This window comes from Pseudoalteromonas rubra (genome assembly GCF_001482385.1).
In the GTDB taxonomy this organism is placed as follows: domain Bacteria; phylum Pseudomonadota; class Gammaproteobacteria; order Enterobacterales; family Alteromonadaceae; genus Pseudoalteromonas; species Pseudoalteromonas ardens.
In genome coordinates, this window is record NZ_CP013612.1 from 865,242 (window position 1) to 878,413 (window position 13,172).

The following is a 13,172-nucleotide window of genomic DNA, read 5'->3' on the forward strand; positions in this document are numbered from 1 at the left end:
CTCTTGAATGGTCGGTGATCAGGATTTAGTCTACAGCAAAGAATGAACCAGAAAAATTGTATAGTGATAACAATTGGTTATATATTTCATGCTGCTATCAATTGCAAAAGCGGACCAAAAGTCCGGAATTGCCATGTTGCCATTGCTCAATCAGGGCAGGGAGAAACCGTGAAAATACATAAATTACGTGCTGCACTGCTACCTACGGTGATGGTCCTGACAGCGGCTTGTCAAAGCACGCTGAGCGAACGTCATTTGACACAGTTTAAGCCGGATACCGCTCAGGCTTGTTACGACAGGGATACACAGCCTTATACGTTTGTGGTGGATGCCCATGCCCACTTTCGCCCTTTCGGTGGTGAGGCGGTTCCTTACCCAGAACTGATTAGCTATTTTCAGCCTGCGGGCGTGTTATTTGTGAATGCTTTTGGGATCGGACAAATGTTCAGCGCGCAAAGTGGTTGTCAGCGCTTTTCAGTGTGCCCGACGGGAGAGATTAAGCCGACCATCAGAAACGATATTATCAATGCATCCAACGCGTTATTGCACCCAAACACAGATGTTCATCTGACCCTGTCAATGAGCTTTGCCGACCTCAGCGAGCCGCAGCATGTCGCGCAAAAAATGGCATTGCTGGATGATGAATTTGGACCTGCATTTACCTGGATGGGAGAGGTGAATCTGGTAAAACAGGCCTTGTTTGATCATTCGCACCGGGCAACGCCGCCGCAACGAATAGATGACTGGGCGCTGTTTATGGCCCGGCTCAGAGCACCTGAAGGCGGCAGGGCACCCATGCCTTTATCAATTCACGCTGATTTCGGCTCAGATCAGGCGCCAACCAAGTACTTGCATCTGATGGAAAGTGTGCTGGCCCGTTACCCGGAAAATCCGATTGTCTGGGTCCACATGGGGTTGTCACGGGAACAAACTAAGCTTGACCCGCAGCTGCACATCGAGATTTTATCCCGCTTGCTGGATACCTACCCTAACCTGATGCTGGACATTTCGTGGCGGGTTTTATATGAAGCGTACTTTCGTCATGGGGCAATACGTGAGCAGTATGTAGCGTTTTTTAATCGCTATCCAAAACGTATTCTGACCGGTAGTGATTTTGTGGCAGCAAAAGGCTATCAGCAAAGGGATTACAAGCGTGAAGTAGAGATTAATAGCCGCATTAATCAATATCTAGATGATGAGGCATTTCGATACATAGTGCTGGGGCAAAACTATTTTGATTTGATGAAGCTGGACTATCAGGCCCCTGAGGTATGCCGATAAATTAATAAAATACTGACAGACCTTGTAGAACAACCCCGTGCCCGTCATGTCGCGGCAAGCTATCATCGCATGGCGGGCTTGATTATTATTGCTATTGCTATTGCTATTGCTATTGCTGTTGCTGTTGCTGTTGCTGTTGGTACACCAGTTGTTCTTCATACTCATCAAGTGTTTGCTGGTACTCCTGTGCTGAGATCTCTGTGAGCTGAAAGCGACGCTCTAAAATCAGCACTTGCTTGATGTAACGCATACTGGCGATAAAGGCCTGAGGGGCAACCTGCTTTGAGCGCTGCAATGTGATCAGGTGCTCATTCAACTCACTTAACCCTTCCTGTGACAAGTTTTTACTGATCAAATTCTGAGTGAGCATATTATCCAGGTAGTGTGGGTAAACGAGTGGATTGCGGGTAAAAAAGTCGCTCTGTTCACCAAACTGTTCGGGATTACCCTGGTAGATTTCATTGAGTTTTATGCTGTAGTCCAGGCTTTCCTCAACCACCGCTTCGGCGGCATTAAGTACCTTAATTAAGTCTTTAATTTCTTTTTTTTCTGCATCGTAATTGCTGATCGCAATTGCCAACAGCACACCGACTAAGGTGGCAACCAGGGTCAGAATGAAATTGCAGGCAACTTCGTAACGGAGCGTAAAAGCTTTGCATGAAGGGGTAAACAGTAAAGCGCTGAGCGCCAGCAGAGCAATGGTCAGTATGATGTACAGCATAATTGGATATTTTTATTATTGTATAAATAAGGTATTGATTTTATGTCTATTATGCAACTAAAAGCGAAAGAGGGTAAAGCTTGCTTGCTGCTTCACCCTGGTTTTAGGCTATAAGCGTTGTGGTTGTGCCTTGTGAGCGTGTGTATTCAGCCACTCGACCAGTGTGTTCAGTGCGCCTGGAGCAAAGTCATCTTCCGTTAAATACAGTGCTGCTCGCATCGACAGCTCGGTTTTAAGCAGGCTGTGGGAAGCATTGCTGATCACCTTTTGAGTCAGCTTGTCTGATGCCCCCAGGGTAGTGGCAAATACCTGCTGGCTATGTTCAATATCAACCCGGATATCTGAATCGCCAAAGAGCGCCAGCATCGGAAAGCGGATCTGGGCAAATCCAAGACTGACGTCGGAGTCGATATTCGCACGTACAAAGCCAAAGCGTGCTTCATCCTCCAATGGTTGTGCCATAAATGGATGCAAGTGTAGGTCACTACCCAGATAGTCATTAAATCCGCTTTTAATGAGCTGATATTCCAGCTCATTAAGCTCTTCAATCTCTTGCCACACGGCCGTGTCGTCAGGGTGAATTTTTTCTTCCTCTATCAGGCGCAACCACATGGTATATTTACTTTGTTCCCGCCAGTTTGCTGCACCACCTATCAGGGCGGCAAAGGTGATTTCGGGTTCATTGCCTAATTCGGCCAGCACCCAGCTTGCCTGGCTGAAGCCAACCACGCCAACGGGGTTATTCGGATAGCCATTTTGTCTCAGATAGCGAATAGCACTGCGGACCTCCTCTGCACGTTGTGACATGGTTTGCATCAGCCAGTCGCCATCAGAACTACCAACGCCAGGTTTACTCCATGACAGCGTCGCGTATCGTTGTTCGTTTAAAGTGGTGATAATTGGCTCAAAGTAGCCTTTGGCGCTGTGATCCATCGCGCCATCACCATGTACAAGCAAAACGATAGCATCGTTACTTTGGTGCACTTTAGGTATCACCAGTCTGGCCTGTAACGTGTTGTCGCCTGAACTGAAGGTGATGATACGGTCTTCAACCAGCTCCTGGTTACGGTTATGACAACCGCTGAGTGAGCAAAGTAGAAAAAAAAAGAAGGCAGTGAAAAAAGTCGGATTCCATCTGGACATTATGGTCTCTCCTTTACTTGATACGTCCAATAGTCATCAGACTTCTACCATATAGACTGACCCGCTCAAAGGATGTAAAGCTCTGTGGAAAAGTTGTAATTAGCTGTAAGACTTCAGCTAGGGTAAAGGTAATTTTTGTCTGAGCCAATGGGTTTGGTCGCATCAGGGCTGATATCAGCAGCCTGCAACTAGTATCAAGTTATTTTTGCAGTATGGCAAAAGTGTTTGCCAGTTACATCCATTATCATTTATTGAGAAATAATCTACAGTGAATGCACACAAAGCAATGGCTTCGAAAAATGCCAGTATTGCACATACAGATCAAATAACTCAGGAGGGTAAAGTTCGATGAAAAAAGTTCTAATTCCGGTCACTAATCACGCAACCTTAGGCGAAACAGATCAGGCAAATGGTACCTACGCCCCTGAGCTGACACATGTCGTTCATGTACTAAAAGCACAGGGAATTGCCTTTGAGCTGGCGTCTATTGTGGGTGGTCATGTGCCTTTATATGGCACAGAAACAGAAGGCGATGAGGTAAACCGGCAGATGCTTGAAGATCCTGAATTGCAGGCAAAAATAACCAATACGCTGAAAGTCTCAGAGGTTAATATGAGCGATTATGATGCGATTTTTTACCCGGGTGGCTTTGGTCTGCTCAGCGATTTGGCAAGCGACGACCAGTTTGCTGCCTTGGCAGCAAGCCATTATGAAGCGGGTGGGGTGATAGCGGCAGTGTGCCATGGGCCAGCGGCCTTATTACCGATCACCCTGAGTAACGGTGAGCCGCTCATTGCTGATAAGTTGGTCACTTGTTTTACCCGCGAAGAGGAAATTGATTTTGGTACCATCAGCGATATTCCGTTCTTGCTGGAAGAAGCCATTGCCCGTAAAGCGACGCAATACAGAAAAGTGCAGCCCTGGCAGGAGCTGGTGGTCGAAGATGCACGCCTGATAACGGGTCAGAATCCGGCCAGCGCACACGCTGTGGGTGTGGCATTGGCTAAACATCTTACACAGTAATCATTGTTATCCACGCCGGCCGTTGTGGCTATGTGTACGGCCGGCTTTTCTCAGATAAGGGATCCATGTCTTCATGATTAAAGTACACCATCTCAATCAGTCACGTTCAACTCGCGTACTGTGGCTGCTCGAAGAGCTTAAGCTGCCTTACGAAGTGGTACATCACGAGCGCGATCCACATACCCGGCTGGCACCAGTAAGCCTGGGCCAGGTTCATCCGCTAAATAAAGCGCCGGCCATTGAACACAACGGGCTGGTGCTGTGTGAGTCGGGGGCCATCATGGAATATTTACTTGATCAGGCTGAGTCGACAGCGCTGCGTCCTGCAAAAAGCGACACCCATTATTATCAGTATCTTGAATGGTTGCATTTCGCCGAAGGGTCTCTGGCACTGCCGGTGATCACGACTTTGTTACTGGGTATGGAGCAGCGTGAGGGAAGCGCGCCAATGGATGGATATATTGCCAAAGAGCTGGCACTGGATCTGAGTTATATTGAAGCAACGTTGTCGCAGCAAACGTTTTTTGCTGGCCCGCAATTTAGCGCAGCAGACATTATGATGACCATCACGCTGGAGTTTGCGGCGAATCTTAAGCTGCTGGATGATAAACCACAGATACAGCGCTATCTTAACCAGGTACAAAGTCGCGAGGCTTATCAGGCCGCCAGAAAGCAAGGGTAAATTGTGGCTATGGGCTGCTTTGTTTTATCTGCGCAGAGCTACTCAAAGTCTTAGAGCATTTTCGTCAGCAATACGGGTTTGCGTAATGCATTTGCCACTGTGCTATGACAGTGGCAATCAATAGCGAATGATTACTCGAAGCGGGAAAATTGATTGAAAAACCCAAGCTGAGCCGGGTGATTTAACGCTTTTGGACGCAGTGCTTGCACCTGAGGGATGATGTCCGCTTTATCCAGCCCAAGTTGATACATTAACAAACCAATGGCCAGCCCTGTGCGTCCTGAGCCACCTTTACAGTGCACCGCAACGGTACCTTGTTTAGACAGGATTGCCTTAAGCTGCGGCCAGCTTTTCATAAATGCCTGTGTAAAGTCTTCATTAGGTGGGGCATCATCTGCAATGGGCAACTGAAACCAAGACATGCCAAGGTCTTCGCACACCTGAGGTAACGCGCTTGCTTTGTTGCTTTCTAATTCCGCAGGATACATGAGTGTCACAATAGCTTGTGCTCCGGCGTTACGCAATTGTTGTGCGGATTCATCCAATGTGGTGCTCTTAGTACCCGGGCACGGGGTAAATAACAAAGCTGCGCCATTATCAAGACGCAGCGTATCGAAAGGGTGTGAGGTCATTTAGTCTGTCTGTTCCTGTACTTTATAGCGGTCAATTAATTCATCCATATCCATTGCGGCTTCTGCGATATTAGAGGCCGCCACGGCAATTTGCTCAGCCCCGGTTACTGTTTCGGTGGCCTTGGCAAATATTTCTACTATATGCCGACTGACTTCGTCAATGACATTGCTTTGCTGCTGGGTATTCACTGACACCGAATCCGTTACTGATTCCACCTGTTTCGCCTGTTCGACTATTTTGCCTAACGCTTCTTTAATCAGCTCGGCACGTTCGGCAGCCTGCATGGCGTTTTCTTTGCCCTGGGTGATGACGTCCGAGGCACATCTGGCGCTGGTTTGTAATTCGCTTACAAGTGCAGAAATTTCTTCCGTAGACTGTTGAGTGCGACTGGCCAGGCTACGCACTTCGTCGGCAACCACTGCAAAGCCGCGGCCCTGTTCGCCGGCCCGGGCGGCCTCAATAGCTGCGTTCAGTGCCAACAAATTTGTTTGTTCAGCAATGCTTTTGATCATATCAACCATGCTGGAAATACTACCTACCCGTTCGTTCAGCGCATCGACAGATGTCGCAGATTTTTCCATATCAAAGGATGCTTGCTGGATCACTTGCACAGCGTCTGTCACGACCTTCTGACCATTGACAGACTCTTGTGAAACGGACTTTGCCGCAGCCGCATTTTCTATCATAGAGTTGGCGATGACCTGAATATTGGCACTCATTTGCTCAGCCGCAGAGGCAATGGTCTGCACACCGGATTGCTGTTCAACCAAATTGGTCTGGCTCTGGCTGATGGCACAGGCGGTTTCGTGGGTTGATGTAGTGATTTTGTGCGACGCACGACCAAACTCTATCAGGTCTTCGGCAAATTGCCGGGTCAGACTGTTTATGTCGGTTGCTGATTTGCCAAGTTCGTCGGAGCTAAGAATGCCGATTTCATGCGCCAGGTTGCGTTGATCCATTGCGATGATTATGCCTTCTGCGATCTTGGCAGACTGCTGATGGCGAAGACGGATTGATATGAACAGCGCTGCTGTTATCAGTAAGCCTATTACCAGAATGATCAGTTCAACTATCAGAATGGTCACCGCTGCTTCCTGAATTTCGATGGCCGTTTTATCGACCAGTGTCAGCGCTTTTTCTTCAGCTTCTTTGAGCGCATTAATTCGTTGAGTAGCGGCAGAAAACCAGGTCTCGGGATCTTGCCCAAACCCTGAATCCCGATCAGCGACGGTGGCTCTGAAGGCGTCAACGTTTTTCATAGCTCTGCTGCTTAATGCTGCAGAAAACATGGCTTTCATCTCTGGGGGCGATGCTTCGAGTGCTTCAGCCAGATAGACTTCTTGTTTGGTGTGAAGCTGGGTATAGCGGGTGCGAAGTGCCGGGGTAATTGTATTTTGCGCAAACACACTGGTTAGCACCGCACGCTCTATGCCAGCAGATTCTTTGGCGCTGGAGAAGTTGTATATTGCCATTAACTCAGTGGCAACGATGTAATCACGGCTCAGTCGCGCTGCGGTGATAACAATATGCAGGCCCTGGTTGTTAATGTCGGTGTAGTATTTTAATGCTTCAGGCAAGCTCATAGAGAGCGAGCTGACTTTGCGCCTTACACTGTCGAGCTGGTCAAACTTTTGCAGCAATATGTTGAGCTCGCGCGTCATTTCTTCCGACAAGTCCCAGTGTATCACCTCGCTTTTAAGCTTAGTGAGCTGGCTTTCGGTCAGACGGCGTTGCTGTGTCAGGTTGCTTTGAAATTTTTGGCCTTGTGAACCTATGAAGCCTGCCGAAGCACCGCGCTCTTTTTGCGTTTCGTGTATCAGCGCGAGCACAGCATGGCTCAAAAAGGCATTATATTCGGCGTCATAGGCGTCATTCATACGTTTTGCTGACACTGACACATCATAAAAAATGACGCCGCCTAGCAATAAACACGGAAGCAGAACGACAAGGGTAAGGTGGCTGGATATGGTTTTAGCTATTGTTTTGAGCATGCACGACTCACTTCTTGGGTTTTAGCGTAAATAGCTGTTTAAATATAGTGCGAAGTGACAATTTTGGATCACTTTACGCACACACTATTGCATAAAGTTTCGTTATTGATCCAGTAACTTCATAACACTTAATAAGAAAAAAATACTATTATTGTGTTGGGTGCGTCATGTTTCCCTTACGGGTATGTTAATGGGTTGGGCTTTTTTGATGGGGAAAGGGGGGAGTGTCACAGACTAAAGGCTTACTGTGACACTTTTCTGGCTAACGCAGTCGTATTTCTAAACTCTCATTTTGTTGCGTGACTTGTACCGCCAGTTGTGGGAACTGGGGGGCACCTGTGAGTGTTGCATTATTGCTAAAACCATAAGGCTCGGTCGGCAAACCAAAGCGGTTTCGATTCAGCCTACCGTCGTTGTTGAGGTCCTGATAAACCATAAAGCTGTATTGTCCGGGTTCTATGTCGCGTAATATGAGCTCTGGCTTGGTGCCTGATACATGCTGTTCTGCCACCCGCCATGCTTGTTGCTGTGTAAACGAGGCCGGAGAGTCATAACCGACGAGCTTCAGGGTGCCAGAGTGGTGTGCCAAACCACTGAATGTGATGGTCAGATCCTGTGCCATCGCGCTGGTTGAAAGTGCCGCAAGTATGCAGGCAAGGGCGGTGGTGCGAGTCAGATGTTTAGTCATGTCAGTTATCCTTTGATGAGTTATTTTGTTGATGGGATAACTTTACGAAATGGCGCGGGTGTTTACGTGTGTGATCTGTCATGACAAGGACATGACAGATGTCATTCGTGTTCAAATGACAGGCTTGTTGTTTGCACCTCTTGAGCTGAGCAAATCCTCCAAGATGGCAAGGGCCTTTGCACTTGCTAAGGTTGTAACCGGGTTTTGTACCAAGCCCCATTTTTATGCTGGTAAAGTTCGCGCACATGGAGTCTGGTTTCTTTGAAGGTCAGAAACTCGATACTGAGCGGTTGTATAACAAAGCCACCCCAGTCGTCGGGGAGTGGTATTGTTTGTGCCCGAAAGTCACTACCAAGTGTTTCGAGTGTGCTGGTAATGGCTTGCATTGATACCAGCGGCTGGCTTTGCTGACAGGCTAAGGTGGTGAGCTGAGCGTCATGACTGCGACTTTGCCAGTAACGCATTGCATCGGCACGGCTGATCTCTGATGCCTGTCCTTTAACACGAACCTGATAGCCCAGGGCGTCCCACCAGGCTGTCATAGCCACTTTGGGGTTACGTCGTAAGTCTTGTCCTTTGTGCGAACCCAGGTGCGTGCAAAAAGTAAAACCGGCATCACTCACCGCTTTAAGATCTACAAAACGACCACTTGGGAAGCCCTGTTCGTCTAGGGTAGAAACGCAAACGGCGCTGCGTTGTTTGAGATTAGGCTGAGCTTTGGCCTGCTGCCACCAGGACAGAAACTGCTCGATAGGGTTATCCATCACGATTCCTTGTTGAGTTGTTTATCTTTACCATGGCATGTTCCTACTTCGGTTTCAAATGATCTGTACAATGGTTGCGTGCGTATAAATTAAAAGTCCTATTGCTGCGATGTGACCAGCAGGTAGGGCCTCAATAATTTTATTTTTAATATCTTTGCAAGGTGTTTCGGCTTACCCTATGTTTAGTTTGATTGAAGCCTTGGTGATAAGGAAATATGAATGGCTGATTTAACGGTAAAAGGTGTGATTTTTGACCTGGATGGGACCCTGGTAACTTCCTCACTTGACTTCGCGTTGATCAAAGCGCAGGTTGGCTGTGATCGTGATGCAGATTTACTCGATTTTGTCGAGTCTTTGCCGTCTCCTTATATGCGCGAAGAAGCCATGGCGCTGATCCATCAACATGAGATGCAGGACGCACTGCATGCCGAGCCAATCCCCGGAGTGGTAGACACAGTGTCATTTTTTAAATCCATTGGCATACCTATGGCCATCGTCACGCGTAACTACTCCAAAGCAGCGCAGTTAAAGCTTGAGCGATGCGGCCTAGAGCTGGACTATATGTTGACACGCGAAGATGCGCTACCTAAGCCGGATCCTCAGGCACTGCATATGGTTGCTGACAGCTGGTCTTTACCGTATCAACACTGTGTTTATGTGGGTGATTATAAATACGATATTGAAGCTGCACAGCGAGCCAGTATGCATGCTTGTTTATTTGCCCCCGTTGGCCTGCCAGATTATGCTCAGCAGGCTGATATTATCATTGAGCGATTTGTTGACCTGCCTGCGGCACTTGGCTTGCATCATCGGGCTCGAACTGGCCAGTTTGCCTAAAAACCTCAGAGGAACTGCCGCAATATCGGGCAATTCTCGTCTGGGTATGGCCCAAAATGCAATGTCTTGTTAGAATCTTGTCCAATTTAATTTGCACAAACGAGAATTAAGATGGGTAGAGCATTTGAAGTCCGCAAAAACGCCATGGCAAAAACGGCAGCGGCAAAGACCAAAGTAAACTCAAAATATGGTAAAGAGATCTATGTAGTCGCAAAAAATGGTGGCGCTGATCCAGACACCAACCTCTCCCTTCGTCGTTTGATCGATAAAGCTAAGAAAGACCAGGTTCCGGCACACGTTATTGAAAAAGCGGTTGAAAAAGCGGCCGGTGGTGCAGGTGAAGATTACTCACCAGCACGTTATGAAGGTTACGGCCCTGGTAACTGTATGGTGATTGTGGACTGTCTGACAGACAACCCGAACCGTACTATCAAGGATGTACGTCTGCCGTTCACAAAGACAGACTCAAAAATTGGTAGTCCGGGCTGTGTTGCTCACATGTTCGATCACTTTGCTATCCTTGGCTTCGCCGGTGATGACGATGAAGCCGTACTGGAAGCGCTGATGATGGCGGATGTAGACGTGACTGACGTTGAAGTGGAAGACGGCCAAGTTTCTGTGTTTGCACCTCACACCGAGTACTTCAAAGCGAAAACTGCCCTGATCGAAGCGTTTGACGGCATCACTTTCGAAGTAGATGAAATTACCTGGGTACCACAAACACACGTTGAGATCACAGGTGAAGACGATCTGGCAAACTTCGAGAAGTTTATCAACATGCTGGAAGACTGTGACGACGTGCAAAACGTATATCACAACGCCATTGTGAAAAACTAATCTGTTTCGACAGATAAGTTGCCTTTCTGGGCGCAAAACTAAGAAAGCCGGGCTAGTGCGCTCGGCTTTTTTGTTGTTTTGTGTACATACTCTGGGTGAGTTGCTGACTAAGCCGAATGGCCAATATCAATCAGATCACGAAGTTAATGACTGAAGAACAATGGAATAAGGCGATTAAGGACAGTGGTTCAGGCCCTGATTTAGTCTATGCAAAGTCGATATTTTATAACCAAACGGATGAAGCAATATTTGGCCGTTTTCGGGCAAATTTTATTGAACGAGCGGACGAGCTTAGGTTTATGCCTCCATTGTTATTCAATGCTTATCTGGGCTACTTTACCCGCTATCTCACAGAGCATGAGCACCCTGATGATGATAAATCCTCATTTTACTACCTTGCTAGAAGAAAAGCTTACTGATCGGTTGATCGGTTGATCGGTTGATCGGTTGATCGGTTGATCGGCTGAACGGGCTGGAGAAAACCTTCACGTCTGAGTCAACTGAATAACACGAGTGTAAGCAAGAGGCCCACAGCGGGCCTCAAGATACAATTAGCAGGCTATTTAGCAGCTGTATGAAGCCCGGTGGTGCTCATAACATCCTGCCAGCTAACGTATTTAAAGTTTTGTGGTTTATCTGGAAAGCGGTTACGACCGTCCTGGATCACCAGCAGGCCTTCGGGGTAGTCTGGCGTATGCAGGCGGGTGGATAAAGCCAGGCCATCGGTTTCTGATGCCCCATCAATGCCCTTAAAGCCATCCAGACCAACGCGAAACCCTGCTAAATGGCGGTAGGGCGGTGTCGCTTCGTAAAGCTGGTAGCTGTTGTTGCCCTGACTGGAAACGACCAGAACAGGAGATTTGCCAAACGATAAGGCAAGGCCTTCGACGTCATCAACCAGGTGCTCACCCACTTTTGCCACTGACACAGGCTGGCTGTTATCCACCGGGTTCAGGCTGGTGGCCCAGATCCCAACATCTTCTTCGCCAATAAACAAGCGGCCGCGCTCATCATCTGCCACACAGCCTTCTGGTTGTGAGTTCAAAGGTATTTCGCGTACTTTTTCAGCGGCAATTTTTCCTGTGTTAGCTTGTAATGCGTACTGAATTGTCAGGCCAGCTTTGTTATTGGCAAATACATAATGGTTGCCCTCAAAAGCGGCCATACAGAGACCATAAATTTCATCAAACCCGGCAGGCACTGTTCCCAGCCTAAACACTGTGCCATCAGCTTCAATACCATAAAACGCGAGACTATCATCATTGCGCTTACTTGCCGCAGCGATACTGATGGTGCGACCCTGCCAGCTGAAACCATCGCGCAGGTCGACGTTATTGAGTCGACCATCTTTGAACTGTTGCAACAGGTTACCTCTCAGATCATAGACTTCCAGACCTTGTTTTTTGTGTGTCCCCAGTACCAGAGAAGCAGCGGGGTTACTCGGATGCACCCAGATGGCCGGGTCATCCATCGCATCGCCAAACTGCTCAGCAGGGCGGCTTTGTGCCTTAGCCCGAACTATTGGCAGCGTTTGTGCGGTTGGGGCAGATTTAAGTGCAATATCCGCAGTGGCATAACTGCCTTGTTGTTCATTGGCAAAGCTCAGCTCGGCAGTTTGTTGCCCCGGTGACTGGCTGAGGTTCATCATAGTGGCTTCGTAATTTTTGAGCACTAACGTGTCAGCGGGTATCCAGCTGTCTGCGGCGTTTGGTTTATCCCAGTACAGGATCTCCTGGCCATTTTCCAGTAACGCAAAGAGTTCGCCAGAGTGACTGGTTGCCAGGCTTATTGCGGGTGCTTGCTGCTCGCCGTATGGGGCAACCAGAGAGACCGGGTAATATTGTGGATTGTCTTCAATGCGCGCTGAGTAGCGCCAGATCCCCAGTGGTTCGCTGATGTAGAGGTAGCCATTGCCAGGGTCCACGGCACAGGAATCGGCGTCGTAGGGCAAAGATAATGAGCGCAGTAGCAAGGGGGCTTGCAGCCAACGCTGCTGCTGGCGAAGCAGCCATTGCTCCGCCCTGCCACGTCCATCGGAAACAAAGATAGACAGAGTCTGATCTGCCGGATCTGCAAATAAGCAGAAGTTATCGACCAGGAGTCCGGTTTGCGTGAGTTCAAAGCGTGGTTGCAGTTGTGCATCAGTAGCATCCAGCGTGCCCACAAATACACTGTCTTTGCTACTTTCAAGCGCGGCATATAGCCACTGGTTGTCATTTATCGCACTGAGGCGAAGTTGTTTAAATGCGCCCGGGTGTTTTGCTTTGAGTACATTACCCTGATGCAAACTGAGTCCATGTTGCTCTGACGCCGTCAATACCTGATCTGTTCCGGGCAAGGGCCAGCTGTCAACAATCGCCGCGACAGAGCCTTGTATTTTGGTTTGCAGTGGTTGCTTAACTACTAGCTGTGTTTGCTGGCTTTGGCAGGCGCTCAATGCGCCCAGTAGACCTAAGGTAAGCATGGTTTTAGATAAGGTTTGTATGTTCATATTTTAGCTCCGACATCATAGAGAACTGACAGAAGCGCGCCTACATCAGGTGTTGTGTTCAGGCCGCCAAACCATCAACGG

13 protein-coding genes are annotated in these 13,172 nt (G+C 48.3%); 6 read left to right on the forward strand and 7 right to left on the reverse strand.

What is annotated here, in order from left to right:
• The first annotated feature begins 168 nt into the window (after nt 1-168).
• The gene (locus AT705_RS22800) at nt 169-1,281 is read left to right on the forward strand and encodes an amidohydrolase family protein (RefSeq protein WP_082669146.1); all 1,113 of its coding nucleotides are present in this window, start codon (nt 169-171) and stop codon (nt 1,279-1,281) included.
• Between the two features lie 109 nt (nt 1,282-1,390).
• Here AT705_RS22800 and AT705_RS22805 read toward each other — a convergent pair whose 3' ends face one another.
• Both AT705_RS22805 and AT705_RS22810 read right to left on the reverse strand, forming a co-directional pair.
• Nucleotides 1,391-2,002, reverse strand: coding sequence for a hypothetical protein (locus tag AT705_RS22805; protein WP_058798617.1), 612 nt, complete (start codon nt 2,000-2,002; stop codon nt 1,391-1,393).
• 108 nt (nt 2,003-2,110) lie between these two features.
• Nucleotides 2,111-3,145 carry an alpha/beta hydrolase family protein gene (locus AT705_RS22810; protein ID WP_058798618.1) on the reverse strand — a complete coding sequence of 345 codons (1,035 nt, stop codon included), beginning with the start codon at nt 3,143-3,145 and terminating at the stop codon, nt 2,111-2,113.
• A 348-nt stretch (nt 3,146-3,493) separates the two neighbouring features.
• Here AT705_RS22810 and AT705_RS22815 point away from each other — a divergent pair, with 348 nt between their 5' ends.
• A complete protein-coding gene (locus AT705_RS22815) occupies nt 3,494-4,168 on the forward strand; it encodes a type 1 glutamine amidotransferase domain-containing protein (RefSeq protein ID WP_058798619.1) in 675 nt (224 codons plus the stop codon).
• A gap of 73 nt (nt 4,169-4,241) precedes the next feature.
• Nucleotides 4,242-4,850: a glutathione S-transferase family protein gene (locus AT705_RS22820; RefSeq protein ID WP_058798620.1), complete on the forward strand. Its 609-nt coding sequence runs from the start codon at nt 4,242-4,244 to the stop codon at nt 4,848-4,850.
• Between the two features lie 131 nt (nt 4,851-4,981).
• On the opposite strand, the gene AT705_RS22825 is transcribed toward AT705_RS22820, so the two are convergent.
• The 4 genes from AT705_RS22825 to AT705_RS22840 form a co-directional block, all read right to left on the reverse strand.
• Entirely contained in the window at nt 4,982-5,482 is a 501-nt protein-coding gene (locus tag AT705_RS22825; protein WP_058798621.1) for a phosphatase domain-containing putative toxin, read from the reverse strand.
• Nucleotides 5,483-7,474: a methyl-accepting chemotaxis protein gene (locus tag AT705_RS22830; protein WP_058798622.1), complete on the reverse strand. Its 1,992-nt coding sequence runs from the start codon at nt 7,472-7,474 to the stop codon at nt 5,483-5,485.
• A gap of 262 nt (nt 7,475-7,736) precedes the next feature.
• Nucleotides 7,737-8,162 (reverse strand): DUF2141 domain-containing protein, encoded by a 426-nt coding sequence (locus tag AT705_RS22835; RefSeq protein WP_058798623.1) that lies wholly within the window; start codon nt 8,160-8,162, stop codon nt 7,737-7,739.
• A gap of 185 nt (nt 8,163-8,347) precedes the next feature.
• Nucleotides 8,348-8,926, reverse strand: coding sequence for a pyridoxine/pyridoxamine 5'-phosphate oxidase (locus AT705_RS22840; protein WP_058798624.1), 579 nt, complete (start codon nt 8,924-8,926; stop codon nt 8,348-8,350).
• Nucleotides 8,927-9,145: 219 nt separating this feature from the next.
• On the opposite strand from AT705_RS22840, the gene AT705_RS22845 reads away from it, so the two are divergent.
• The 3 genes from AT705_RS22845 to AT705_RS22855 all read left to right on the forward strand — a co-directional run bounded on the left by AT705_RS22845 (nt 9,146) and on the right by AT705_RS22855 (nt 11,019).
• Nucleotides 9,146-9,763 carry an HAD family hydrolase gene (locus tag AT705_RS22845; RefSeq protein WP_058798625.1) on the forward strand — a complete coding sequence of 206 codons (618 nt, stop codon included), beginning with the start codon at nt 9,146-9,148 and terminating at the stop codon, nt 9,761-9,763.
• A gap of 111 nt (nt 9,764-9,874) precedes the next feature.
• Nucleotides 9,875-10,600, forward strand: a complete 726-nt coding sequence (locus AT705_RS22850; RefSeq protein ID WP_058798626.1) for a YebC/PmpR family DNA-binding transcriptional regulator — start codon at nt 9,875-9,877, stop codon at nt 10,598-10,600.
• Nucleotides 10,601-10,746: 146 nt separating this feature from the next.
• Nucleotides 10,747-11,019 carry a hypothetical protein gene (locus tag AT705_RS22855; RefSeq protein ID WP_157576959.1) on the forward strand — a complete coding sequence of 91 codons (273 nt, stop codon included), beginning with the start codon at nt 10,747-10,749 and terminating at the stop codon, nt 11,017-11,019.
• Between the two features lie 140 nt (nt 11,020-11,159).
• Here AT705_RS22855 and AT705_RS22860 read toward each other — a convergent pair whose 3' ends face one another.
• Nucleotides 11,160-13,091 (reverse strand): phytase, encoded by a 1,932-nt coding sequence (locus AT705_RS22860; protein WP_058798628.1) that lies wholly within the window; start codon nt 13,089-13,091, stop codon nt 11,160-11,162.
• Between the last annotated feature and the right edge of the window lie 81 nt (nt 13,092-13,172).

Excerpts from the sequence above, each read along its gene's own strand:
- AT705_RS22805 (WP_058798617.1), bottom strand. The coding sequence starts at position 2,002 with ATGCTGTACATCATACTGACCATTGCTCTGCTGGCGCTCAGCGCTTTA.
- AT705_RS22810 (WP_058798618.1), bottom strand. The coding sequence starts at position 3,145 with ATGTCCAGATGGAATCCGACTTTTTTCACTGCCTTCTTTTTTTTTCTA.
- AT705_RS22815 (WP_058798619.1), top strand. The coding sequence starts at position 3,494 with ATGAAAAAAGTTCTAATTCCGGTCACTAATCACGCAACCTTAGGCGAA.
- AT705_RS22820 (WP_058798620.1), top strand. The coding sequence starts at position 4,242 with ATGATTAAAGTACACCATCTCAATCAGTCACGTTCAACTCGCGTACTG.
- AT705_RS22825 (WP_058798621.1), bottom strand. The coding sequence starts at position 5,482 with ATGACCTCACACCCTTTCGATACGCTGCGTCTTGATAATGGCGCAGCT.
- AT705_RS22830 (WP_058798622.1), bottom strand. The coding sequence starts at position 7,474 with ATGCTCAAAACAATAGCTAAAACCATATCCAGCCACCTTACCCTTGTC.
- AT705_RS22835 (WP_058798623.1), bottom strand. The coding sequence starts at position 8,162 with ATGACTAAACATCTGACTCGCACCACCGCCCTTGCCTGCATACTTGCG.
- AT705_RS22840 (WP_058798624.1), bottom strand. The coding sequence starts at position 8,926 with ATGGATAACCCTATCGAGCAGTTTCTGTCCTGGTGGCAGCAGGCCAAA.
- AT705_RS22845 (WP_058798625.1), top strand. The coding sequence starts at position 9,146 with ATGGCTGATTTAACGGTAAAAGGTGTGATTTTTGACCTGGATGGGACC.
- AT705_RS22850 (WP_058798626.1), top strand. The coding sequence starts at position 9,875 with ATGGGTAGAGCATTTGAAGTCCGCAAAAACGCCATGGCAAAAACGGCA.
- AT705_RS22855 (WP_157576959.1), top strand. The coding sequence starts at position 10,747 with ATGACTGAAGAACAATGGAATAAGGCGATTAAGGACAGTGGTTCAGGC.
- AT705_RS22860 (WP_058798628.1), bottom strand. The coding sequence starts at position 13,091 with ATGAACATACAAACCTTATCTAAAACCATGCTTACCTTAGGTCTACTG.